Below are 22,878 nucleotides of genomic sequence, written 5' to 3'. Positions count from 1 at the left end.
CGCGGGGTACTGTTAAAACTCTGCAAAAAATAAAAAAGTAACTAAGCTAGTGAATATGCAACATCCTGCTTATAGTCAGTTGCGTCCGGTAACACCGTCCGCCTCTGTTGTTTTATGTCCAAACCCTGGATATTCCTCATTGGAGGGGACTAATTCCTGGGTAATTCGTGCACCTGAGGATACCTGCAGTATTGTTATCGATCCAGGTCCTGCCGACGAGGGGCACTTGAATGTGCTCCATGCTAAGGCGCAAGAAGTAGGCGTGGTGCTTTTGACTCACCGCCATCATGATCATGCTGATGGTGCGCAGCGATTCAAGCAATTAACTGGGGCAAGCGTTCGCGCTTTCGACCCATCGTATTGTATTGATGGTGCTGCGTTGGAGCATGGCGAAATCATCAGTGTTGAAGGGGTTACGCCGCAGATTGAAGTGGTGCATACTCCTGGGCACACTGGTGATTCGGTAAGCTTTTTTATCTGGAGTCATGAGCCGCATAACTCTACTCTGGAGGGCATTTGCACCGGTGATACTATTGCTGGTCGCCATACCACCATGATCTCTGAAACTGATGGCGATCTTGGGGCATATCTTGATTCTTTGGCGATTTTGGAGCAGCGCGGCGTCGACGTGCATCTGCTGCCAGGGCATGGTCCTGATGGGGAGGATGTTTCCTCTTATGCTAAGTGGTATATTGAGCGCCGCCAGCAGCGTTTGGAGCAGATTATTGCTGCCCAGCGTAAATTGGGCGACGATGTTGAGATTAAGCACCTTATCGACGAAATCTACGATGATGTTGATCCAGTTTTGCGTGGTGCTGCTGAGCAGTCAACTCGAGTAGCATTGCGGTATTTGGCGCAGCAAAAGTAAGCGAGATGCAAAAACCGGGCAGAGAGAAAACTCTTTGCCCGGTTTTATTTATTCGATTAGCGTGCGCGCTTTGCTAAATGTTCTGGATTGACAATGAGCACGGATTTGCCGTCGAGGCGAATCCACTGACGTTGTGCGAAAGTGGCTAGTGCTTTATTGACAGTTTCTCGAGAGGCACCAACTAATTGAGCAATTTCTTGCTGGGTGAGGTCGTGATTAACGCGTAGTGCGCTACCTTCTGGGGTGCCGAAACGGTTAGCGAGTTGCAATAGTGTCTTTGCGACGCGACCAGGGACATCGGTGAAGATAAGGTCACCAAGAGAGGTGTTGGTGCGGCGCAGGCGGCGGGCGAGTACTCGCAATAGTTGCTTGGAAATCTCAGGGTGCGCGTCGATCCACTTGTAGAGAGTTTCTGAATCCATTGTTGCGGCATACACTTCAGTGATACATACAGCAGATGAAGTACGTGGACCTGGGTCGAAGATGGAGAGTTCACCAAACATATCGGATGGTCCCATGATCGCCAGTAGGTTTTCTCGCCCATCGGTGGAGTGACGAGCTAGTTTCACTTTTCCAGAGGTGATGATGTAGAGGCGATTACCAGGCTCGTGTTCCTCAAAAATGGTGGTGCCTCGTGAGAAACGTACTGTTTCTAGCTCACTGATGAGACTATCGACAGCGGCAGGATCGACCTCATGGAAAATACCAGCGCGGGCAAGAATATCGTGCGTGCCTTCCACGGCTTACAACTCCTCTGCAATGGTGGCGTTGGTGGCTTACTTGGCGGGATGTACCCGTGTGTCATATTGTGCCCATACGCCACATTGAATGTTTATATGGTTACCTCTTCATACTACTATGAAATATGTAACAAATGCACTTTGCTGCCACAACTGTTCACTAGACGTGACTTTTCTCGCCCAGTCTGGGGTTAATTTTCTGAGGCTGCTTTCTTTTTGGTAGCTGAAAGAGCTAGTAGCGCCAGCCCACCAAGAAGCCAGATGCTTAAGACAATCCATGAAGATGCGTTGCTTGCGTCTGGGAAGTAGCTGAGGTTGCGTAGTAGTTGCTGCGCTGCTCCGGGGACAAGCCATGAGCTGATTGTTGCCCAGTGCCAGGGGAGGAACTCTAGTGGCAGCATTGCCCCGGAGATAGGGTTACCAATGAACATGGTGAGCACTGCGGCAATGCCGATACCAGCTGCGCCTTTGAGGGAGTGTAGCCCCACAACCAAGCTACTGATTGCGCTAATAGCCAGCGTTAAGCCTGCCCACAGTGTAAAGGTTGCTTGTGGAAGAAGTCCGAACCAGTTGTGCATGATGAGCAAAATAGTGAGTGCTTCCAGCGCCGGAAAGACAACAAGTGCTAGCACTCGGTTCCATATCCCTGAGATTTTCAGGCTGATTAGCACTCCACCGACAAGACCGCCGATAAGTAGCGGGAGGAATGCGTACATCATGCCGCTACCTTGTTGGTCTTTGCTGGTGAGAGGCACAACTTCGGTGATTGTTGGGTCTTGCAGTGCGGATTGAGTGAGGGTGCTGAGCATTTCCGGGTTGACAGGCTGTGCTGCTGGGGCGTTCTGCATTTTCTGCATGGCTGCTGCGACGCTCATTTTGTGCATTTGTCCGCCTGCAGTGGAGATCATTGTGGCAATGGCTTTATTTGCCGCAGGTGCGGTGAGCACTTCCAGGGTGGGTTGTTCTGGGGAGGGGAGAATGAATGCGCCATAGGACTGACGGGTTGTGATTTTTTCTTCAGCCTCAGCACGGGAATCAACGCGGGTGAGCTCAAAAGGGAGTTCTTTTCCTGTTGATTCCAGGGTGTGAGTCATGGTCTGGAATGATTCTTCAGATGCGACGACGTTCACCGGGATATTTTTGGGTGATGATGTCACGCTGGGCCAGCTGATAGCAAGGGCGATGACTGCCACGATTGCTGAGGCGAGGAGTCCGATGGACAGAACTTTTGTCCATGAGCTCTGGTTTTTGGTGGTCATGGGGCAACCTTTCACAAAAAGAATGAATGTTCTGTTTATGACTATAGTCTTACCGTGCCTGACAAGCAAAATGAACGTTCTTTTTTGTGGGTGTGTTTATAATGCCCCTATGCCTCGTCTCACCAAAGCCCGTCAAGAAGCACAACGCCAACGCATCATCGACGCAACCGTCGCCGTTATCCAAAAAAATGGCTTCGCAGCAAGCTCTATGGCGGCAATCATTAAACAATCAGAACTATCAGCAGGGGCCGTCTACGGCTATTTCGCCAGCAAAGATGAACTATTTGAGGCAGCAGTAGAGCAAATACTGGTAGATAAACTCGATGTCTTAGAGAATCCCTTTAACGGGCACATTCCAGCCCCTTCAGAAATGCTGCCACAATTTTTTCGCACCACATACGGCGATAACACAGATATAGGAATCAGCGCCGTGCAGGTATGGGGACAAGCCCTGAGTGATGAAAAAATGAAAAAAATTGTGCAAAGAGTATTTACACAATTCCACTCAGCCCTAGAAAACTACCTCACCCAATGGCACGAGCAAGAAAAAACCCCACATGCTCAGGAGAAAGCTCAAGAAATAGTGCAAGCAATCATTGCACTCATCCAAGGGCTACTGGTGCAGCATGCCGTGCTCAATGCAGACATTGACACACTCGCAGCAGCCCTAGAGAAAATCCTCAAAGAGGTAGAAACGCCTATTCTGCGTCAACATCAATGTGAGAAAGACGCGGCAAAGAATTAGAGTAGAGTTCATGTCTGCATCTCATCTGCCAGTACCTGCTACCGCGCCACCAATAGAGCGGGTAAAAGTGGGGGCGCATTCGGCGTTAACGGGGCAGACGCAGCTGGCAAAAGTTCGTCGTGGGCGCAAAATCAATAGAGAACTTGCTCAGGGGTATCCTCATGCGCGCGCGGAACTAGATTTTTCTAATGCGCTTGAGCTTACCGTTGCCACGATTTTGTCTGCCCAGTGTACGGACGTGCGGGTCAATCAGGTCACCCCTGAGCTTTTTCGACGTTTTCCTACGGCATCAGCTTATGCAACCGCAGACGAAACCCAATTGCAGGAACTGATCAAACCTACTGGCTTTTATAAGGCAAAGGCAGCGCATTTGATCGGCATGGGCAGAAAGCTGCTGAGTGATTTTGGCGGCGAGGTCCCTACTGGACTTGCGGAACTGATGAGTTTGCCTGGCGTCGGGCGCAAGACTGCGCATGTGGTTCGCGGTAATGCTTTTGATAAACCAGGCTTGACCGTCGACACGCATTTTGGCAGGTTGATGCGTCGACTGAAACTCACTGAACAAGAGGATCCGGTTAAAGTCGAGCACGAGATTGCTGAAATTATCGAAAAACGTGAGTGGACTATGTTTTCCCATCGCGTCATTTTTCATGGCAGGCGAGTGTGTCATTCACGCAAACCTGCTTGCGGCGCGTGTTTTATTGCGCAGGATTGTCCTAGTTTTGGCTTAGGGCCTACGACGCCAGCTGAGGCAGAAACCCTGGTAAAAGGAGATAACCGGGAGCATTTACTCCATTTAGCTGGTATTGGTGGGGTAGGTTAGGATGCCGAAAAAAACTATTTTCTTTTCCAGCCTTGTTTTTGTCTTGGGGCTTGCCCTGTTGCTTTTCTTCCTAAACCGCGAGCATTTTTCCACCACACAAACGACGAAAACCAACAGCGCTGAGCCAAGCGCTGCGCTTGCTCCTAGACCGGAATGTCCGGAAACTGCCTTGCCGGTTTCTTTGCCTTGCCTTGGTGCAGATAGCGTGCCCAACACGTCAAAGGCACAGTACACAGTGGTGAGCCTATGGGCATGGTGGTGCCAGCCGTGTCGTGTGGAATTACCACTTTTCGATCAGCTACGCAATGAACATCCAGAATATAATGTGATCGGGGTGCATGCGGATAAAGTAGCAGCTCCTGGTGCACAACTGCTCACTGATCTTAACGTGGAGTTGCCCTCATATCACGATGATCGGGGTACTTTTGCCGCCGCGTTGGGATTGCCATCGGTTGTGCCCATCACCATTGTTTTTGATGAGCGTGGCACCATGTTGGGGTATCAGGCGAAAGCCTTTACTGATTATGCTCAGTTAGAACAAGCAGTAGCCTCACTTATCGCAGGAGCATCGTAGTGCTGATTAGACCAGATATCCCAGATCGTCCAGGGCGCAACACACAGCTTCAGCCGCAGGAGCGACCAGCATGGCTTGGACCCTTAATGGGAAATATCGATTTGGGTGTCGTCGAAAAGCATTTTCATGCAGATCGGGAACTCGGCGCTATGGTGCAAAATCATGCTAAGCAAGCTGCGGTTTTAGTGTTGTTGAGCGGGGAGGCTCATGCGCGACAGTTGCCAGCAGATGCGAGGGTGTTGCTGACGCATCGTTCGCCGTCTTTGCGGAGTCATTCTGGGCAGATTTCTTTTCCTGGCGGGCGTGTGGATTCCACAGATCTCAACGAAGTGGATTGTGCGTTGCGTGAAGCATGGGAGGAGACAGGGCTTGACCGTATGAGTGTTATTCCATTGGCACTATTGCCCCAAACGTATATTCGCGCCACTAAGTACCCGGTGCGTCCGGTTCTTGGTTTTGCTGCGCAAGAAACAGCAGTGGGCGTTATTGATTATGCAGAAACCGACGACGTATTCCACGCCAAACTAGCGCACCTTATCGACCCTGAGCAGCGGTTTCGGGTGAGTTATGGTTCTTGGGTGGGAGATGCGTTTTTCTATGAGGGATATGTAATTTGGGGTTTTACTGCTTTGGTGCTTTCGGCACTTATCCAACACGCTGGGTGGGAACAGCCGTGGCAGCGCGAGCGCATATATCCCTTGGCGCAAGTTTTGGCGCGGTCTAAAAATAATGAGAGCAGTGGATATTAGCAAATTTTTGTGGTCAATTGAGGATTTATCTGCACTTTTTGGTTGTGCATACTCGACTTCGTAGCTGAGGAGATTAGAGTTGTACGATACAGATGCTGTGAGAAGGGAAGTATGAGCTTGTGAGTATTAGCCCAGGGGTTATCGTCGATTGCGTTATCATTGTTGCGGTAGCACTGTCATTCGTGCTTGGGTGGCGGCAAGGCGCATTTGTGTCGATACTTTCCACTGTTGGGGTACTTGCGGGACTGATTTGTGGTGCGGCGTTAGTGCCGGTCATTGCGCAGAAGATTCATTCTTTGCCTTTGCGTCTTGTTATTTTGCTCAGTGTTGTGACTCTCCTTGTTGGTCTGGGGAATCTGCTTGGTGGTCTATTGGGTAATTCCCTACGTGACCAGGTGCGATGGAAATCTACGCTCAAACTCGATTCTATTATTGGCGCTATTTTTCAATGCTTCTGTGCCGTGATTGTGCTCTGGATCATTGCAGTGCCACTTGCCACGGGTGTCTCTGGCGCGGTGGCTACTGGCATAAAGACGTCTAAGACACTTGAGAAGATCAATAATTATGTGCCGTCTTTTCTTGATAACGTGCCTGCCAAAATCTCCTCTATGCTTGATGAGTCAGGGCTGCCTCCTTTGGTGTCTCCACTGAGCAAATTTTCGACGAAAACCGTGCCAGCACCGGACCTTGACATTGCAGATCCTGCTTTGGTGGATCGACTCCGCCCGTCGGTTATTCATGTCATTGGCGAGGCTGAGCAGTGCGCTCGCCGACTCATGGGGTCAGGCTTTGTGCTCGACGAGCGTCATGTGATTACTAATGCCCATGTTGTTGCCGGTACCGATCATGTGCAGTTAGACACAGTGATGGGGATGAAAGATGCTGTGGTGGTCTATTACAATCCGCAACTCGACATTGCTGTCATTGAAAGTGATGATTTAGAATTACCTGCTTTGTCATGGGCGCAGAAAGAAGCCCTAAGTGCTGACGACGCAATAGTGATGGGCTTTCCGCTCTCTGGTCCTTTTGAGGCTTCTCCTGCACGTGTTGCAGATAAAATTCTTGTGTCCGGGCCAGATATTTATGCTTCTGGCAGGGTTGAACGTGATACCTATGAGATTCGCGGCAATATCCGCCAAGGGAACTCTGGTGGGCCAATGATCAATATGAATGGTGAAGTTCTCGGCGTGGTTTTTGGTGCTTCTATGGATACTAGCGATATAGGCTATGTACTTACTGCTGAGGAGGTCAAAGACGCCATTGGTGATGTTTCTACCTTGACAAATACAGTGGCTACCGGGGAGTGCGTAGCAAATTAGGAGTGTACTATCGGTCTACTCGGTTGATAAAACCGGAAACTACAGCGGCAAAAGCATGGGGTGCTTCAAGGTGTGGGCGTAAATTTGCTCCGGGAACATTGCGCTGAATGAACACACCGGTCGCTCTTTTTTGTGCTTGGCGCAGCAAGTGCATGCTTCTGCGTGAGCCGTCGTTAATGGCTAGAACGGGAACGGCAACGTCGATATTGCGCCATTTTAGTGGTACAGGTGCTATTTGCAGGCGCAGTAGTTGCATGACTGCTGGGAATGTTGAGTCAATGGACATGGCATTGCAGCGTAGCTCGAGATCCTGCTTGAAATAGGGGCTGAGTTGATATTGCGCGCTAGTCAGCGCACGTAGGTTCTTGGTGAGAATGTGTTTTTTATAGCGCCAGAGTTTGTTGCTTACCGGGAAAGGTAACCATGCTAGTAGAGATTCTCGGATAAATTCGCTGCATGACCACGGTGCTCGTGATAGGGCAAGTCGAAGGTCACAGGGATGGAGTCCGTCGACGCTAATCATGCTGCGGACAAGACTGGGGTTGGTGCCACTGAGGATCCAGGCGATTGCAGCACTAGCGCCTACTGCAATGATATGGGCATCATCATGGCCGAGAGTGCGAATGGCACCAGAGATATCGCCAAGAATATCGTGGATACCATAGGTGACCGGGGGTTTATCGGAAAGCCCATAGCCGCGTAGGTCAAGTGCTGCTACATGAAAACCACAGTCTGCTAGTGGTTGCAGACTACGGTGAAAATCAATCCACCCGCTATAAGAATCGTGCAATAGCACAATGAGTGGATTGTGTGTTTCTCCTGCGGTAACTGCATGGAGCCTAATGCCCCGGGTATGTAAAGACTGATGCTGGTAGCCGTCGAGAGCTACGATTTGGGGCGTGAGCGTTTTGTGGGCTAAGTCGCTCGTCTTTGGGGGCATAGGTGATATCTGCCCTTAGCTATACATACCGCGGTTGCTAGCTTCTAGTTTTGCCTGAGCCTGACCAGGTACAAGGCTCTTGAGCTCGCCGACGCTTTCGATGGTTTTCTTTGGTGCGCCAATTTTCTTTACTTTTTGCAATCCGATGAATGCGAATAGACCAGCTAGGACGAGCATGAATACGAAGACGATAAGGAATGAAGCCCAGCGTGGTAGCCATAGGTCTGCAAGAAGTTCTGCGAGGAAGAAGAAAAAGAAGAAAGAGCTATATAGTGCGATGGTTCCCGCTACGCCAAAGAGTCCGCCACCGATGGCACCTTTTTTAACTTCGCCAGCAATTTCTGCTTTTGCGAGTTCGATTTCGGAACGTACAAGAGTGGAAATTTGTGAGGTCGCGTTGCTCACGAGTGCACCAATGGATTTGTTGTTGGTTGCGTCTACGTCGCTTAGCGGAATGGCATTAACTTGTGCGTTGAATGTTTCAGCGCCGTCGGTAAAAAGACCGTTATTGTTGCTCACGAGTGGAGTCCCTCCAATGAATAAAAAGTGCAGTTAGTATATATGGTGCCACGAATTCGCTTATAAAGTGAACTCCTAGCATTAATTGTTGTGGATTCGTAGTATAAATTATTATGAATCAGCTGGAACATTTAGCTCAGAACCTACGTGTTGCGCCGCTCATTGCTCAGGCAACACAGGCGGTTAATGCTGTTCATCGTTCCCGCATCAACTTACGACGTTCCGATGTTACCAGTTCAGAAGCTATTGTGCGGGGTGCTCGTCTGAATTGTTTTCTAAGCCCACACATGAGTGAGCATGTGGCTATGAGCGCCTATAGTGTTTTAGCACCTGGGGTGGTGGCAGAGAGTGTGCAAACATTTGTGCGTGCGCCCTTGCAAGTATTGGCGCGTATCGACGCTCTTGCTGGTGGAGATGCTAAACCTGTGCGTGAGGGGCAGCGACTTATTTTGCTGGCACGCATGATTACGATGCATTCTGATCATGTTCTCGTTCCTGCTTTAGTGCATGGTGAGATCGCCTCTCGAGAATTTTTTGGCGAGCGTAGTGGCACTGTTGCCAGGGTTGCTATGCGGTTGAGTGCTATGGCAGGTGGGTTTGATCCACGTGGGCTATGTGTTCCGGAAGTGTATTATCACCGCAATAGTAAAGAATATGTGCGCCTGGTGAATCAGTTAGGTGCTAGTGATATGACGGAACAGGCCTTGGTGCCTTTTTTGGAACATCATTTTAAGGCTTATATTGCGGGAGCTGCTGAGGGGGAAGGAATTGCTCAGACAATGAGCACTATTTAAGTGCCTAATATAGAACTGGGTATTGGATTGTGTGGATTATATGCACTGTTGGTTGCGTTTGTGTGTGGTGTATGTAATAATTGCTCGTGCAAGGCCCCGATATACAGTGTGGCCTGCCCCGGTCCGCCCCCCTGTGACCGGGAATTGCGACCCGCGCGTTTACCCCCCCCTTGCGCGGGTCGTTTTAATTTTCCTGGTTGGTAGCGAGGCTTAAAGCCCACTGAGCTCTTTGAGAGCTGCTAGGTGAGCGTCGAATGCTTTTTTGCCTTGTTGCGTGAGTGTAATCCACACAATATCTTTTTTCCGAGAAGAGCCGTATTCCCGAAACCTGCTGATGTAGTTTTTTTCTTCCAGAATGCTCAACTGTTTCGATAGGGTGGCGTCGGATAGGCCTGTTTTGAGCCGTAATACGGAAAACTGCATATGGGTTTCTGTGTCTTCGGTTGCACCATATGTGTTGAGGATAGAGCAGATCTTAAAACGATTAAGTGGATGAATGATTGGATCTAACTGGGCAAAGTCATTCATGGTGCTGTGATTATTCCCCTTGGGATATGAACTTACGACGATTAAGCATACCGGTTTTATAGATGATAGCGGCACAGATACCTGCAATGATCGACCAGATCACTAGCGCCCATAGCGGAAAAGGGTTGAGTATTTTTGCCAGACCTGTTGGTGCATACACCATGACCATGATGAGCGCAAAGCCGATGATGAACTTCAGGGTGCTTGATCCTTGTGATGATTGTCCAGCTGCGCGGCTACGTAATCCGGCACTAGCGCTGGTTTGGAGTGCTTGTGCAATAAAGAAGATGATGACCAAAGCGAATAGGGATGCTATTGCAATCCATGACCATGATTGTTCTGTATAAAGTTTTGAGAAATTGTATAGGAAAGTGCAGCTTGCAATGAGTATGCCGAAAATGGCGATGATGACTGGGTGACTGCTTTTCCTGCTGGCAATTTTTCTTTTGTGGTGATTGTCGAATTGAAGTGCCTCATATGTGTCGCTCACGACGTTCTCCTTTGGTGTTTTCTTGAGCGTTTTATGTGAGGAAAGTAAAACTCATTTACTTTCCATAATGGAAAATATAACACTTTCCGAAATGGAAAACAAGGGGTGGGGTGATGGTTATGTGGGATAGTCACACCGCAAAAGGGTCACTATCAGGATCTTTGGAAATGCGTAATTCCATTTTTTGGGCGATATTGTCGGCAGTGTTTTCTCCGAAATAATGCGCCACGAAGGCTGCCGCCATGTCCATTCCAGCTGCGATTCCCGAGGATGTCCATATGTCGCGGTCATGTACCCACCTGGCTTTATGTGCCCAATCCACGGTGGTTCCGTGGGAGCGTGCCCAGTTGAAAGCCTGTTTATTGCTGGTTGCGCGGTAGCCGTCTAATAATCCTGCTGCGGCAAGCAGTGCGGAGCCGGTACATACCGATAGTGTCAGTGTGGTGCTGTGCGCTAGTTTCCGGAGCTCCTGTAGAAAATGTGTGTCTGTAGCTAGGGATCTGGTGCCTAGCCCTCCTGGAACCATGAGGACGTCGCCGCTTATCTGTGAGTAGGAACCGTCGGGGATTATTTCGACGCCTTGTGAGCTTGCGATGGGTTGTCCGTCTGGGGATAGGAATTCGACGCCCAAGTTTTCGACGTGTGAGAAGAACTCTGCTGGACCAAACACATCAAGAAGCTCGAAATCCTTGAAAAGGATAATGGAAATGCGGGTGGGGGTCATGGCGGTTTCCCTCTTTGCTGGAGAGTCCTTATCTGCGGAAAAGAAGTCTACTTTAGGATTTTGGTGCAATCTACTTTAGAAATTTGGTACAGTCTACTTTAGGATTTTGGTACAGTCTACTTTAGGATTTTGGTAATTATGTTCATCCCGCGTGCTCTTGGTGGGCACATAGGCAAGCTCATGACTTGGTTTCCCGTCGTCAGTCTTACTGGCCCGCGGCAATCTGGAAAATCTACCCTCTTGCAGGGAATGTTTCCTGATATGAGTTACCTGAATCTGGAAGATCCGGGTATTCGCGCCCTTGCAGAAAAAGATCCGATGGGTTTTCTTGCAAGCCAAAGCAATAAGCTCATTATTGATGAAGCTCAATATGTTCCGGATTTATTTTCTGCAGTGCAGTTAGTGTCAGATCAACGGGGAACGCCCGGGCAATATATTCTTTCCGGTTCTCAAAACTTTCTGCTGATGGAACGTATTACCCAGTCACTTGCGGGACGCGTGGGGGTTAGTCATCTATTGCCCTTAAGCTTTTCGGAAGTAGCCCAGGCATCCGCACAAGAGCAACTGCAACCTATGACAGTAGATGAGTTTTTACTCCGTGGAGGGTATCCACGTATGTATAACGTGGATATTCCCACTGATATTTATTTTGCAAACTATATTCGCACCTATATTGAACGGGATGTAAGTGGACTACTTGGGGTGCGTCGTGCGGAAGATTTTAGAAAATTTCTTATCTCTTGCGCTCATCGTGCCGGTAACCTTGTGAATTACACTACTATGGGCAATGAACTGGATATATCATTCCAGACTGTCAAGAGTTGGCTGAGTGTCCTTGAATCCAGTTTTATCACTTTCACTCTTCCTGCGTATCATCACAATCCGCGCAAGGCGCTCACTAAAACACCAAAGCTCTATTTCTATGACACGGGATTACTATGCTTCCTTCTGGGAATATCGTCGGCGGAGCAGTTACTATTCAGTCCTTTCCGAGGGGCTATTTTTGAGAACTTTGTTATTGCTGAAACTGCGAAAAAGTATCTTCATGCTGGGAAAACGCCGCAATTATCTTTTTATCGTGATGATTCTAAACGAGAGATTGACTTATTAGATGCCACTGACGGCAACCTCCACGCCTATGAGATTAAGGCGTCTCATACTTTTAAGAAAGACTATGGGCGCCACCTTGTTTCTGTAGGTCAAGAACTGGACATTCCGGCTGGGAGACGGCAGGTGATTTATCAAGGGCAGCATGGTTCTGATGGTGGGGCGTATTCCGTGGTGAATGTTGAAAAGGTATTGTTATAAAACTCCATATAAGCTACCATAATGAATATGTTCAATGAACAAGTTCAGTTAGAAAACCTGTCAGTACGTCGTCAAGCACAAAAAGAAGCCACACAAAAGAAAGTTCTACACGCAGCGCACACACTATTTATTAAAAACGGGTACGCCAACACCAGCATTCGAGATATAGCCACTCACGCAGGAGTAAGCGTGGGAACAGTCATGGGAGTAGGCAATAAACGCAGCATACTCATCAAAACCATTGGGCACTCAATACAGGAAATACACGAAGAAATACACGGAGAATCCACTGATCTTCTGTCAGTCATAACCCCTTTTCTCACGATGTTCACGGGACATGAGGAACTCTCTAGAGCTTTTGGCGCCGCACTCATCGAGGAATCCGATCACAGCGAAACCTTGACATCTCTAAAACAGCTACTCCTGAACGAAATTCAATCACGCCTGAGCAACAGCACTCTCTCAGCACAAGAAGCCACAGAGTTCGGGGAGATCCTCTATCACACCTACCTTGGCTTACTCATTGAATGGGCCGCCGGTTTACATAACGACGAAGAACTCCATGTTCAAGCCCAAAAAACAATCACCCGCCTAGAAACCGCTTTTGGAGTATCCCAATGATTATTGACGCACAGCCCCTATGGGCACCTATCCTGCTTGCCCTTGTTTTGCTTGGCGACATACTGATGTCGATTCGACCTCTGCCTTTTATTGAAAAATGCCTTCGAGGTGTCAACCTGCCCCGACAGTGGTGGTGGATATTGATCTATATTAAAACTCTTGCTGTTGCTGGTCTTACTGTCGGGATATGGATTCCTGGGGTGGGGATTGCTACCACAGCTGCAGTTGTTGCCTATTTCATTGCTGCGGCAATTGCGCACATAAAAGCCAAATTCCTTGGTACCGAGTTCTGGCTCAACTGCCTCGGTATGCTTGCGCTCTCTATTGTGGTGCTGGGGGTTATGCTTTACTCATAAAAAACTTTCGACGAAAATCTCATCGTTTATCAATGCGAAGGATAATCTGGCGCATTGTCCATTGGTATGTCTCAGGTTCTGTGGTTATGATGAGAAATGCTTTTAGGTTTTTCTCAGCTTTGTGTGGTTGAGGATGGCTTGGAAAGTATTTTTGTTCTTTTTCCTAGGAAGAAAATAAGAGGAAATATGTTTTTACAACGTTTTGCTAAGCGTGCTGCGGTAGTGGTTGCCGTGAGTATGCTTGGTGCGGGTTTTCTAGCCCCCCCCCCTCAGTATTAGCTAGTCAAGACGACGGTAGTGGTAGCGACCTTGGCGGGCCTAGTAATGTTCATGGCTATTGGGGTGGTGCGAACTGTGACACTGGTTCTACCTGTGTAAAGCAAGTGGGGGATGAAACACAGGTCACGTGGCAAGTGCAGTTATCGCCGTTGGTGATGTCTGAGGATCACATCCAAACCTCTCGTGGTGCGCAGATTATGATCCCATCCACTGTGAAAGATGTATCTATTAAGTTGACGCATATGCCTAATGTGCAATGGCATAGAGGTGTTGCCGCTCAGGGGGAAGATCCTGAGAAAACTTATTGGGAAGATTTGGATGGTAATCCGCTACCTGAAGAAAAAATCATTGGGTGGGGTAATGATAGTTATGTTCCTACCAAAGAAGTAGAGTATCAGGTTCCGATCGTTGATTCGACGGCGAAACTAACAGATAACGACACGTATAAGGTGTCGTCGTTTGTGAAGAATCTTCATGGTTCTTTGAGCAATGCATCTGCATCAGAGGTGCCTGGAGAGAATTCATATGGGGTTCAGCCTTCGTCTTTTGCTGAGCAGCCTGATTGGGATTTCTACCAAATCGGCTTGAACGCGCTGGGTGTTTATACCTTTGAGGTCACCGGTACTGTGGAAGCGGTTGGTGATGATACGTATGTGCCGATTCGCGCTGAGAATATGCTGTGGAAGTGCTCTGATGAGATTCTTGGACCTGGTAATGTTGAAGAGGGGTGTCAGGACTTGAAAGATTATGAGTGGGGTCGTACGGGTGAGTTGCCTCCTGTTACTACCAAAGAGCAGTCTGAGGATACTCGTAACAAGATTGTGGAATTATACGAGAATCAAGGCTCGAAGCACGGTTTAACGAATGTGGGTGCGTGTGCTGTGACGGCGGATATTGGTCGTTTCGATACGATTGGTGGTGATATTGAGGCTACTGTTGGTGATCGTTATCGGAAGTATGCGCAGACGTTTAATCTTCGCTTGAATCCTGCGGTGAATTATTTTGGTCCGTTGCTTGGTGGTGAGGATAACTGTGACCAGGGTTTCCAGCATATTACGTTGTGTCCTGATGAGGAGTCTGAGGTGCCGCCTAGTGAGGAGCCTGTAGAGTCTGAAGAACCTACTCCTTCTGAGGAAGAGGAAGTTGAGCCTGCTAAGCCTTCTAAGGAAACAGAGGAGCCAACCTCTAGCGAGGAACCACAGGAGTCTGAGGAGCCAACTCCAAGTGAGGAAACTCAGGAACCTACTCCTTCTGAATCTAAGCCTGTGAAGCCAGCTGAGTATCCTGAGGAGCGTGAGGAGCCTAAGATTCCTGTTGTTCCACCGACTGTGCCTGACACAGATGTTGAGGTTGAGCAGGGTGAGGTTGTTACTACAGTCGTAGAGCCTGAGGATAAGGAAGAAAAACCTGAGGACAAACCTGCCGATTCTAAACCAGAATCTAAGCCTGCACCTAAGACCGTTATCGCTGAAAGCGTGAAGGATAACGTCGCTAAGCAGGCTAAGACTGTAGCGAAGAAAGACCGCCCTAAAGTTACTACTGGTGGTCACCTGCGCGCTGCGTAGTCGCAAAGATATTCCGTGAAGGCTCTTACATTTTTGTAAGGGCTTTCTTGGTTTTAAGGCTGTATAGCAAGGTTATCCACAACAATAACGCTGATATATCAACAAAAGCGAGGGTTATTCACAGGGATGGTCGCATGATCTAGGAATTGCGGCGCAAACGCGGCACACTGTGGGACATGACAAAAGCACACAGCAAAACTGTTTTCAGCACTCGACCTCTTGCTTCCCGACCGTATCCTGTGGTTCGCAGCTCAGCTTTAGTCGAACATTCGCGGCATGGAAACCGTGTGAACATAGAATCTGCAGTGGCTCCATCTATAACTTCACCTACCAGCGCATACCCTGTATTAGTTGCTATCAAAGACCCGGTACTCAAGCCTGATGTCCTTAACGCAGTCGCTGCTACTGGACGCAAATATATTGAGCTAGCGCACCCTGAACAAGAATTTTCTCGGCATATTCGTCGGGCGTCGGTTGTGCTTATCGACACTCACTATGCGCAAAAACTGGTGCAACAAGCTGCCCTCCACACGTCTGCTCGTATTTTTCTTCTTGCTACCGAATCGGAAGAAATAGATTGGCAACTAGCTATGAAAATACATAGCGATGATGTCTTTGTGTTACCTGCTCAAGAGCTAGAACTTTTAGAGACACTAGGGCAAAACCCCAATAGCCACAGCGCGCATGATAGTCCTGTGATTGCAGTCCTAGGTGCTAGTGGTGGTGCTGGTACCTCGACTTTCGCGGCTTGTCTTGCGCACTCTCTTTCTTACTCCACGAGTAGTGAGGTTGCACTGTGTGATGCGCAACCTCTATCGGGTGGTTTGGATTTACTTCTGGGCATTGAATCACAAATGGGAGTACGCTGGCCAGATCTCTCTTTTACCCAAGGCACGATTTCCGGGAAAGACCTGGTGGCAGCTTTGCCGCAGTGCTCATCTGGTGTGCGTGTGCTTAGCCATGCACGAGGTATTGCAAGTGATATATCAGCGCAGGCAGTCTCGGGCGTGCTAGAGAGTTTATGTGGATGTGCCAGCGTGGTCGTTGACTGTCCGGTAGCTACAGATATCACTCACACTGTAATTGATTTTGCACAATTATGTGTGCTCCTTGTGCCAGCTGAAGTGCGTGCAGCTGCTTCGGCATCAGTGCTCATTGAACAGTTAAATGCACAAAAAATACGCATAGCAGTTGTGTTAGTGCATAGAGGCTGGTCGGGAATGAATACAGCTGATATGGAGTACCTGCTCAAAGCACCCATATGCGCCCAAATACCTAAACTTCCCGCTTTGGCAAAAACCACGGAAACTACTGGACTCTCTGGAAAATTTCCCCGCGCAATGACCAAAGCAGCTACGCACGTACTTGATCATCTGCAGCCGGAGGGATAATCACAATGAGCGGTGGTTATGTGAAAATTATTGAACAAGTGCAGCGTCGTATAGCAGAAGAAGGCAATCCTGCTGATCTCGGTAGTCTTGTGCGCGACGTCGCTGGTGGTGTGTTGAGTGATCGTGATGTATTCCAAATCCTACGAAAAATAAGGCACGATTCAGACGGTATCGGACCATTAGAAAGCCTAGTGGCGTTACCTGGCGTCACGGATGTAGTGGTCAATGGTGCCCGTGATATTTGGTTTGATCGTGGTAATGGCTTAGAACGTGCAGCGATACAGTTCGATGACGACAACGCGGTCAGGCAATTAGCAACCAGATTGCTCAATGCCTCAGGACGCAGACTCGACGACGCACAGTGCTTTGCCGACGGCAGAATAGCTCGACAAGATGGCAGTAGCTTGCGAGTCCATGCGATCCTTAGCCCGCCATCTGACACCGGAACGTGTATTTCTTTGCGCGTACTCAAACAGTCACGGGCAGGTCTAGATGACCTATGCCAATACGGCACATTTAGCCCACAGACGCAACGTATCGTGGAACAAATAATAGACTCACGACGCTCCCTCTTAGTTATTGGTGGCACAGGAAGTGGAAAAACGACGCTACTTGGTGCGTTATTGTCCAGGGTATCGCCTAAGCAGCGCATTATTTGTATCGAAGATACAGCAGAGCTGAAACCAGAACACCCACATTGCATTTCCTTAGTGACACGCGCAAAAAATACCGAAGGCAAGGGAGAAATAACCATGACAGACTTGCTGAAACAAGCACTGAGAATGCGGCCAGATCGTATCGTCGTGGGTGAAATTCGTGGTGCAGAGGTGGTTGATCTCCTTGCTGCGCTCAATACCGGACATGAGGGGTGTGCAGGAACAGTACACGCTAATTCTTTACATGAAGTGCCAGCACGCCTAGAGGCACTAGCTGCTTTAGGAGGATTATCCCGCAGTGCATTGCATTCACAACTAGCGGCAGCAAAACCAGTCGTATTGATGATGAAGAAAACACCAGAAGGAAGAAAACTTCAACAAATAGGTGAGTTAGTTGGCAACCCGACGCAAATCAAAGTGATATGGGAGAAAAACACATGAACGCAGCATTATGGTGCCTGGCTGGATCCATGCTTATCACTGCACCGCATAGTATGCTTCGTGCAGGAATAAGGACTGGCGACAAGCAATACCGAGTGCCACAAATCCAAAAAATAGGGTTAGCAGTGGTGATAGTAGGGTTGTGCATTATCTCTACAGAACGGATAAGCATTGCTCTGTCTGTGGCACTTCTTGGCGCCACGCTGTACCGGGTGACGAAAGCAATTCTCATTCAGCGTCAGCATAATTATGCACAAAAACATATGGGACAATTTATGGCTGTCCTTGTTGGCGAATTAGAAAGTGGTGCTACTACTGAGCAGGGGTTATGGAAAGCAGCAGCAGAAACCTCGCATAAAACAATTGCGCAACGGGTTCGCGTAGCAGTAAAACGAGCGCGGGCAGCAGGAGCATTAGCAGGAGTACAGGCTTTAGAAGAATATGCCCATAAGATTCCAGCATTCGCTCGTATCGCCGCGGTATGGGAGCTATCCCACCGGCATGGCATTGCACAAGTGCCACTTTTTAACCAAGTGCAAACATACCTTGATGAGCAGCAAAAATTCCAACGATTAGTTGCCGCAGATATACAAGGGGCACAATTGACCGCAATCATTGTGAGTATTTTGCCAATAGTAGGAATGCTCTTGGGCCTAGCCATAGGGGTCAATGCTCTAGATTTCCTCTTTGGCGGAGGCATAGGTGGGGTGCTGCTTGTCGTCGGAGTGTTGTTTTTGAGCGCTGGAATAGAAGTGTCGCACAAAATTATTGATTCCGTTAAGAAAGGAAACCCATGATTACATTCTGCTGTGCAATAGCGTGTTCACTATTGCTATGGGATTCCTCCCGGGCATTGCGCTGGCATTTACTTATTACCCACAGCATTAATCCCAGAGACGGACCAAACCACGATGAGCGCAAAGGAAGTCGCACCAGAGGAGGTCGCAAAAGGTGGGTTGGAATGCAGAAATGGTGTGAGCGCTGGGTGGCATTGGTGTCAGGACATAAAAACCATACACATCCGCTTGATTGTGCTGCTGATGTCGATCTTTACGCTTCCTGTATTAGTGCAGGGATGAGTCACAGTGCTGCGGCAGCTGCGGTGGCGCGTAAATCACATATTGTTCAGTGGCAAGCAGTAGCCCAATTACTCGCCTTGGGAATGAATGGTGAACGAGCATGGCAACCTTTGGCTCAAGTAGATGGGTTATCAGAACTATTGAGCATTGCACGTAACTCTCATCGATCTGGAAGTGCTATGCACACAGGATGTACTAGGCTCGCTCAGCGATTACGTACACAAGCTCAAACACAATCTATTGCTCGGGCGCAACGTGCAGGAGTGCTTATCGCCATACCACTAGCTTTATGCTTTCTACCTGCATTTTTTATTCTGGGGCTCGTTCCATTGGTGGTGTCTCTTGGGATTGCGCAGTTATAGCAGCTGTAAGCAGATAAGCGGTTATAGAGATTAGGGGGACGTAACGAATGCTCAACAGTGCATAAGAATTACATAACATCCACAACAAAATTAAAGAACTTAAAGAACTAAAAACCAAAGAATGAGAAAGGAATAAGCAATGAACATTATCCAGACACGGTTACGCGAGCTCTTTTGCAATGACGCAGGCATGACCACATTAGAATATGCAATGGGAGCACTTGCCGCAATGGCATTAGCTGCTGCCTTATATATGGTGGTCAGCAGCGGTACAGTTTCAGATGCGATTGAGTCAATTATCACTGATGCACTGTCGAAACGCCCCTCATAACCGTTGTGGGTTACTACGCGATCAGTGAGCAATAAGTGAACATAACAGGGGATTGAGAAAGGGGAGGTAATGCGGCACCAGATAGTCAACGCGGATACTTTTTGTGCTCGATTTTCAACGGATATCAGCAGAAAAATACAAAACACATTACTCAAGCAATGGAGAGTGCGGTGGTGGTCAAAGGTGCTCAGCTCACCGAGACTATCGTGTGTGGGTAGAGATAACGGCATGGTGACTCTGGAATCAGCACTGGTCATGGCTGTCATGATGATGTTTGTGTCTTTGCTTGTTGGTGCCCTTTTTACTATCGGAGCATATATCAGTGCTGTTGATATTGCTGGTGCTGCAGCGCGCGCTTATAGCATCGGAATAGAATACACGCCGAGCAATGGCAAGGTACGTGTGCAAGAACAAGGGGAATTGATTAGTGTTACGGCAACTGTTCCAGCATTTTTTATTGATGTTCAGTCCAGTGTTGTCTTTCCTAAAGAACAGTTTTAGGAGGCTGATGCAACGCCAAAGAAAAATTGTGTGCAATCAAGATGGTAATGTCACGATTGTTGCAATAGCGATGATCTTTGTATGCGTGAGTATCTTTATCGTGTGCATAACTATGAGCACGCGCGTAATACATCGACATCAAGCAAAAGTCATTGCCGACGTATCAGCAGTAGCAGGAGCATATGCACTCTATGCCGGTAATTCAGCTTGTGATCGCGCTGAGGAAGTAGCACATGATAATGATGCACTCCTGGTTTCTTGTGTGTGCTCAGGAGAAGATGTTGAAATCGGCATCGAAATAGAAAAAGTGCAGGCGTCCTCCCGAGCGGGTCCGGTGCACTAGTCATCACACTGTCACGTCGTCACACACGGTGAGCTTTAGGCTTGGGTGGCATTCAACAATGCTTTTAGGAGCAATAAGGCATCGGCTTTGCTCAGTGGATTATTACCATTGCCGCATTTAGGTGATTGGATACATGAGGGGCACCCTTTTTCACAAGAACAGGAATCAATCACGGCATAAGTCGCGGCAATCCAATCACCAAAATGCTCAAAACCACAATCAGCAAAACCAGCACCACCTGGATGAGCGTCATAAACAAAAACAGTCGGCAATCCAGTATCAGGGTGAAGCTCAGTAGACACCCCGCCAATGTCCCACCGGTCACACGTGGCAATCAACGGGAGCATACCAATGGCGGCGTGTTCTGCGGCATGAAGAGCACCAGGAACATCAGCAATACCACAAGCAGAAAGTAACGTGGGATCTACTGTATATGCCACAGCTCGAGTACGTAACTGACTTTGCGGAAGTTCCAAGGGAATCAACCCAAGGGAACTGCCATCAAAATACGATCGAAAATAACCGATGACCTGGGTCGTAACCTCAACATCGATATTAGAGATCCAGATTCCTGGTGCAGGATTGCTTATATGCTGTTGATCGGGACTAGAAAGGACACGGATATTCGTCGTCGAGCGTGAATGCGTGATGTAATCAGGGGTTTCGGGTTTTACTAAAGCAATTTTGCCCGCTATATCGAGATCTTCTACTAAAAACGACTCTCCTTGGTGCAAATACACCGCGCCAGGGTGCGCTTGGGCAAAAACTTGCGCACTACTTATCGAACCCAAAATACGACCATCGCTTGAGTCCACAATGACAAAATCGCTTTCATTGCCCCGAAGAGACACCTGAGCATGAGGATCCGGAGAATGTGGCGGCAAGGTGGTAAACCAGCCTGCGGCACGTCGTCGGAGCAATCCTTGCTCTGCCAAATCAGCTGCCACCTGTTCAGCCTGCAAAGCAGCAAGCTCTGCATCACTGAGGGGTGCTTCCAATGCAGCGCATAAAACATGGTGCACAAGGATATGTGGATTAGTAGGGTCAAAGATATTTCGCTCAATCGGGCGTTCTAATAACGCTTGTGGATGATGAATCAAAAACATATCCATAGGCTCGTCCCTGGCCACCAAAACAATAAGGCTACTTTGCCCTCGACGCCCAGCCCGCCCTGCCTGCTGCCAAAAACTTGCCGCAGTGCCAGGATAACCAGCCATAACCACACTATCTAAACCACCAACATCAATCCCTAACTCAAGGGCATTAGTGGAGGCGACACCAAGGAGAGTACCGTCGTCAAGGTGGCGTTCTAACTTACGACGCTCCTCAGCCAAATATCCTGCCCGATATGCGGCAATACGCTCAGCAAGATCGGAACGATCTCTCTGGGATAAAATGCTGCTACAGCGCAGGGCAACAATCTCTGCTTGGCGCCTGGAACGCACAAAACTTAATGTTCGTGCTCCCTCGGCTACCAGAACAGCCATAATTTCTGCTGTTTCATGTGAAGCTGAGTACCGAATGGGTGCAACCGCTTTAGTCTGAACACGAGAATCAGCGTCGGTATCGTCTGCCGCAGCAATCTCAGCAGTATTTTCGGCAGCATTAACCAATCCTGGTTCCCACAACATGATTGTGCGTGCTCCTGTGGGGGCACAATCTTCAGTTACTGCATGAACCTGAGCGCCAATGAGATTACTGGCATGAGCGGCAGGATCATTGCTGGTGGCAGAGGCAGCAATCACTGTTGGCTGTGCGCCATAGCGAGCACATATTCTCAACAATCTTCGCAACACTAAAGACACATGGGCGCCAAAAACACCGCGATAAGAATGACACTCGTCGACAACGATGTACTTTACGTGTCGTAATAGTCTGGCCCAGCGAGCGTGATTGGGCAAAATCGCATGGTGGAGCATATCTGGATTGCTGAAAATAAATCGAGAATGCTCCCGGATGGCTGCGCGCGCATCTGTGGGGGTGTCACCGTCATAAGGAGCAGGATGAACATCGGATAATTCCTCAATCGCGCTGGTCATCGCAGTGATAGCTCCAAGTTGATCCGCGCCTAGTGCTTTGGTTGGTGTGAGGTAGATAGCGCAGGCAGTAGGATCAGTGGCGAGAGTGGACAGAATTGGTAGCTGATACCCTAATGATTTTCCTGATGATGTTCCAGTAGCAATCACGACGTGTTTCCCAGCAAAAGCAGCGTCGGCGCAATCCATTTGATGCTGATAAGGTTTGCTGATTCCGGCGTCGTAAAGCCAAGAAATAAGCGCTGGGTGAATCCATGATGCCCATTGGCTATGGCGAGCAGGCCGTGGTGCTAAGTGCGCAATGTGGGTGTAAGAGGAATGTGGCAGCGCTTCGGTGATTGCTCTGGTGAGTTCCATACCAAGCTGATCCCCCAATACGGGGTTATTTTCATGCATAGTCCATTACTTTCAGTGCAGGTGAGCGCATTTTATCCACATAAAACACTAACGACGTATCCAAGTGATTATAAACGTGGCAGACTGAAAGAGGTCGCTAAGGCTTGTCTTAAATCGCTTTGATTTATGGATGAGCATTAT

At 48.6% G+C, this 22,878-nt stretch carries 26 protein-coding genes; 18 read left to right on the top strand and 8 right to left on the bottom strand.

All coding sequences use genetic code 11. From position 1 onward, the window contains the following. Positions 1–55 precede the first annotated feature (55 nt). Complete coding sequence (locus FQV43_RS09340; RefSeq protein ID WP_146340173.1) at positions 56–868, top strand: MBL fold metallo-hydrolase; 813 nt, start codon at positions 56–58, stop codon at positions 866–868. Positions 869–924: 56 nt separating this feature from the next. Here FQV43_RS09340 and glxR read toward each other — a convergent pair whose 3' ends face one another. After that, positions 925–1,608, bottom strand: coding sequence for a CRP-like cAMP-activated global transcriptional regulator GlxR (glxR, locus tag FQV43_RS09335; protein WP_144275130.1), 684 nt, complete (start codon positions 1,606–1,608; stop codon positions 925–927). A gap of 191 nt (positions 1,609–1,799) precedes the next feature. Continuing rightward, complete coding sequence (locus FQV43_RS09330; protein ID WP_168195089.1) at positions 1,800–2,867, bottom strand: ABC transporter permease; 1,068 nt, start codon at positions 2,865–2,867, stop codon at positions 1,800–1,802. Positions 2,868–2,976: 109 nt separating this feature from the next. Between FQV43_RS09330 and FQV43_RS09325 the strand changes: the two genes are divergently transcribed. The 5 genes from FQV43_RS09325 (at position 2,977) to FQV43_RS09305 (ending at position 7,077) form a co-directional block, all read left to right on the top strand. Beyond that, the gene (locus tag FQV43_RS09325) at positions 2,977–3,612 is read left to right on the top strand and encodes a TetR/AcrR family transcriptional regulator (RefSeq protein WP_168195088.1); all 636 of its coding nucleotides are present in this window, start codon (positions 2,977–2,979) and stop codon (positions 3,610–3,612) included. 10 nt (positions 3,613–3,622) lie between these two features. Then, positions 3,623–4,435, top strand: a complete 813-nt coding sequence (gene nth / locus FQV43_RS09320; protein ID WP_146340167.1) for an endonuclease III — start codon at positions 3,623–3,625, stop codon at positions 4,433–4,435. 1 nt (position 4,436) lies between these two features. Continuing rightward, positions 4,437–5,009 (top strand): TlpA disulfide reductase family protein, encoded by a 573-nt coding sequence (locus tag FQV43_RS09315; protein ID WP_146340165.1) that lies wholly within the window; start codon positions 4,437–4,439, stop codon positions 5,007–5,009. A gap of 2 nt (positions 5,010–5,011) precedes the next feature. Continuing rightward, on the top strand, positions 5,012–5,758 hold the full coding sequence (locus FQV43_RS09310; protein ID WP_371710943.1) for a CoA pyrophosphatase: 747 nt from the start codon (positions 5,012–5,014) through the stop codon (positions 5,756–5,758). A 125-nt stretch (positions 5,759–5,883) separates the two neighbouring features. Continuing rightward, positions 5,884–7,077 carry a MarP family serine protease gene (locus FQV43_RS09305; protein WP_146340532.1) on the top strand — a complete coding sequence of 398 codons (1,194 nt, stop codon included), beginning with the start codon at positions 5,884–5,886 and terminating at the stop codon, positions 7,075–7,077. A 7-nt stretch (positions 7,078–7,084) separates the two neighbouring features. On the opposite strand, the gene FQV43_RS09300 is transcribed toward FQV43_RS09305, so the two are convergent. Both FQV43_RS09300 and FQV43_RS09295 read right to left on the bottom strand, forming a co-directional pair. Continuing rightward, positions 7,085–8,017 carry an alpha/beta fold hydrolase gene (locus FQV43_RS09300; RefSeq protein ID WP_144275139.1) on the bottom strand — a complete coding sequence of 311 codons (933 nt, stop codon included), beginning with the start codon at positions 8,015–8,017 and terminating at the stop codon, positions 7,085–7,087. Between the two features lie 15 nt (positions 8,018–8,032). After that, positions 8,033–8,536 (bottom strand): phage holin family protein, encoded by a 504-nt coding sequence (locus FQV43_RS09295; RefSeq protein ID WP_144275142.1) that lies wholly within the window; start codon positions 8,534–8,536, stop codon positions 8,033–8,035. 113 nt (positions 8,537–8,649) lie between these two features. On the opposite strand from FQV43_RS09295, the gene FQV43_RS09290 reads away from it, so the two are divergent. Then, the gene (locus FQV43_RS09290) at positions 8,650–9,330 is read left to right on the top strand and encodes a hypothetical protein (RefSeq protein ID WP_146340163.1); all 681 of its coding nucleotides are present in this window, start codon (positions 8,650–8,652) and stop codon (positions 9,328–9,330) included. Between the two features lie 210 nt (positions 9,331–9,540). Here FQV43_RS09290 and FQV43_RS09285 read toward each other — a convergent pair whose 3' ends face one another. The 3 genes from FQV43_RS09285 to FQV43_RS09275 form a co-directional block, all read right to left on the bottom strand. Beyond that, complete coding sequence (locus tag FQV43_RS09285; protein ID WP_144275146.1) at positions 9,541–9,858, bottom strand: transcriptional regulator; 318 nt, start codon at positions 9,856–9,858, stop codon at positions 9,541–9,543. Between the two features lie 10 nt (positions 9,859–9,868). Next, complete coding sequence (locus tag FQV43_RS09280; RefSeq protein WP_146340161.1) at positions 9,869–10,348, bottom strand: hypothetical protein; 480 nt, start codon at positions 10,346–10,348, stop codon at positions 9,869–9,871. A 130-nt stretch (positions 10,349–10,478) separates the two neighbouring features. Further along, positions 10,479–11,072 carry a DJ-1/PfpI family protein gene (locus FQV43_RS09275; protein WP_146340160.1) on the bottom strand — a complete coding sequence of 198 codons (594 nt, stop codon included), beginning with the start codon at positions 11,070–11,072 and terminating at the stop codon, positions 10,479–10,481. Between the two features lie 138 nt (positions 11,073–11,210). On the opposite strand from FQV43_RS09275, the gene FQV43_RS09270 reads away from it, so the two are divergent. The 11 genes from FQV43_RS09270 to FQV43_RS09220 all read left to right on the top strand — a co-directional run bounded on the left by FQV43_RS09270 (position 11,211) and on the right by FQV43_RS09220 (position 20,305). Further along, entirely contained in the window at positions 11,211–12,380 is a 1,170-nt protein-coding gene (locus FQV43_RS09270) for an ATP-binding protein (protein ID WP_146340158.1), read from the top strand. A 21-nt stretch (positions 12,381–12,401) separates the two neighbouring features. Continuing rightward, entirely contained in the window at positions 12,402–13,001 is a 600-nt protein-coding gene (locus tag FQV43_RS09265) for a TetR/AcrR family transcriptional regulator (protein WP_246846916.1), read from the top strand. Continuing rightward, positions 12,998–13,357 carry a DoxX family protein gene (locus FQV43_RS09260; RefSeq protein ID WP_144275152.1) on the top strand — a complete coding sequence of 120 codons (360 nt, stop codon included), beginning with the start codon at positions 12,998–13,000 and terminating at the stop codon, positions 13,355–13,357. The genes FQV43_RS09265 and FQV43_RS09260 overlap by 4 nt, the downstream gene beginning before the upstream one ends. Positions 13,358–13,740: 383 nt before the next feature. Next, entirely contained in the window at positions 13,741–15,201 is a 1,461-nt protein-coding gene (locus tag FQV43_RS09255; protein WP_146340156.1) for a hypothetical protein, read from the top strand. Between the two features lie 287 nt (positions 15,202–15,488). Beyond that, positions 15,489–16,592: a septum site-determining protein Ssd gene (ssd, locus tag FQV43_RS09250; protein WP_168195087.1), complete on the top strand. Its 1,104-nt coding sequence runs from the start codon at positions 15,489–15,491 to the stop codon at positions 16,590–16,592. Between the two features lie 5 nt (positions 16,593–16,597). After that, positions 16,598–17,689 (top strand): TadA family conjugal transfer-associated ATPase, encoded by a 1,092-nt coding sequence (locus FQV43_RS09245; RefSeq protein ID WP_146340152.1) that lies wholly within the window; start codon positions 16,598–16,600, stop codon positions 17,687–17,689. Next, a complete protein-coding gene (locus FQV43_RS09240) occupies positions 17,671–18,486 on the top strand; it encodes a type II secretion system F family protein (protein ID WP_146340150.1) in 816 nt (271 codons plus the stop codon). The genes FQV43_RS09245 and FQV43_RS09240 overlap by 19 nt, the downstream gene beginning before the upstream one ends. Then, the gene (locus FQV43_RS09235; protein WP_146340148.1) at positions 18,483–19,130 is read left to right on the top strand and encodes a type II secretion system F family protein; all 648 of its coding nucleotides are present in this window, start codon (positions 18,483–18,485) and stop codon (positions 19,128–19,130) included. Before FQV43_RS09240 ends, FQV43_RS09235 begins: the two co-directional genes overlap by 4 nt. Positions 19,131–19,269: 139 nt before the next feature. Then, positions 19,270–19,461 (top strand): DUF4244 domain-containing protein, encoded by a 192-nt coding sequence (locus FQV43_RS09230; RefSeq protein ID WP_146340146.1) that lies wholly within the window; start codon positions 19,270–19,272, stop codon positions 19,459–19,461. 69 nt (positions 19,462–19,530) lie between these two features. After that, positions 19,531–19,962: a hypothetical protein gene (locus tag FQV43_RS10220; protein WP_246846914.1), complete on the top strand. Its 432-nt coding sequence runs from the start codon at positions 19,531–19,533 to the stop codon at positions 19,960–19,962. A 7-nt stretch (positions 19,963–19,969) separates the two neighbouring features. After that, positions 19,970–20,305, top strand: coding sequence for an Rv3654c family TadE-like protein (locus tag FQV43_RS09220; RefSeq protein ID WP_168195086.1), 336 nt, complete (start codon positions 19,970–19,972; stop codon positions 20,303–20,305). A gap of 35 nt (positions 20,306–20,340) precedes the next feature. On the opposite strand, the gene FQV43_RS09215 is transcribed toward FQV43_RS09220, so the two are convergent. Further along, entirely contained in the window at positions 20,341–22,737 is a 2,397-nt protein-coding gene (locus tag FQV43_RS09215; RefSeq protein ID WP_146340142.1) for a DEAD/DEAH box helicase, read from the bottom strand. Positions 22,738–22,878: the final 141 nt, after the last annotated feature.

This window comes from Corynebacterium sp. sy039 (genome assembly GCF_007904105.1).
Taxonomy (GTDB): domain Bacteria; phylum Actinomycetota; class Actinomycetes; order Mycobacteriales; family Mycobacteriaceae; genus Corynebacterium.
This window is presented reverse-complemented; position numbering and strand designations above follow the sequence as displayed.

Coding starts and splice junctions, on each gene's coding strand:
- FQV43_RS09325 (WP_168195088.1), top strand. CDS start 2,977: ATGCCTCGTCTCACCAAAGCCCGTCAAGAAGCACAACGCCAACGCATC.
- FQV43_RS09260 (WP_144275152.1), top strand. CDS start 12,998: ATGATTATTGACGCACAGCCCCTATGGGCACCTATCCTGCTTGCCCTT.
- FQV43_RS09285 (WP_144275146.1), bottom strand. CDS start 9,858: ATGAATGACTTTGCCCAGTTAGATCCAATCATTCATCCACTTAATCGT.
- FQV43_RS10220 (WP_246846914.1), top strand. CDS start 19,531: ATGCGGCACCAGATAGTCAACGCGGATACTTTTTGTGCTCGATTTTCA.
- FQV43_RS09245 (WP_146340152.1), top strand. CDS start 16,598: ATGAGCGGTGGTTATGTGAAAATTATTGAACAAGTGCAGCGTCGTATA.
- nth (WP_146340167.1), top strand. CDS start 3,623: ATGTCTGCATCTCATCTGCCAGTACCTGCTACCGCGCCACCAATAGAG.
- FQV43_RS09220 (WP_168195086.1), top strand. CDS start 19,970: ATGCAACGCCAAAGAAAAATTGTGTGCAATCAAGATGGTAATGTCACG.
- FQV43_RS09330 (WP_168195089.1), bottom strand. CDS start 2,867: ATGACCACCAAAAACCAGAGCTCATGGACAAAAGTTCTGTCCATCGGA.
- FQV43_RS09240 (WP_146340150.1), top strand. CDS start 17,671: ATGGGAGAAAAACACATGAACGCAGCATTATGGTGCCTGGCTGGATCC.
- FQV43_RS09290 (WP_146340163.1), top strand. CDS start 8,650: ATGAATCAGCTGGAACATTTAGCTCAGAACCTACGTGTTGCGCCGCTC.
- FQV43_RS09300 (WP_144275139.1), bottom strand. CDS start 8,017: ATGCCCCCAAAGACGAGCGACTTAGCCCACAAAACGCTCACGCCCCAA.
- FQV43_RS09340 (WP_146340173.1), top strand. CDS start 56: ATGCAACATCCTGCTTATAGTCAGTTGCGTCCGGTAACACCGTCCGCC.
- FQV43_RS09275 (WP_146340160.1), bottom strand. CDS start 11,072: ATGACCCCCACCCGCATTTCCATTATCCTTTTCAAGGATTTCGAGCTT.
- FQV43_RS09265 (WP_246846916.1), top strand. CDS start 12,402: ATGAATATGTTCAATGAACAAGTTCAGTTAGAAAACCTGTCAGTACGT.
- FQV43_RS09215 (WP_146340142.1), bottom strand. CDS start 22,737: ATGCATGAAAATAACCCCGTATTGGGGGATCAGCTTGGTATGGAACTC.
- FQV43_RS09315 (WP_146340165.1), top strand. CDS start 4,437: ATGCCGAAAAAAACTATTTTCTTTTCCAGCCTTGTTTTTGTCTTGGGG.
- FQV43_RS09230 (WP_146340146.1), top strand. CDS start 19,270: ATGAACATTATCCAGACACGGTTACGCGAGCTCTTTTGCAATGACGCA.
- FQV43_RS09235 (WP_146340148.1), top strand. CDS start 18,483: ATGATTACATTCTGCTGTGCAATAGCGTGTTCACTATTGCTATGGGAT.
- FQV43_RS09270 (WP_146340158.1), top strand. CDS start 11,211: ATGTTCATCCCGCGTGCTCTTGGTGGGCACATAGGCAAGCTCATGACT.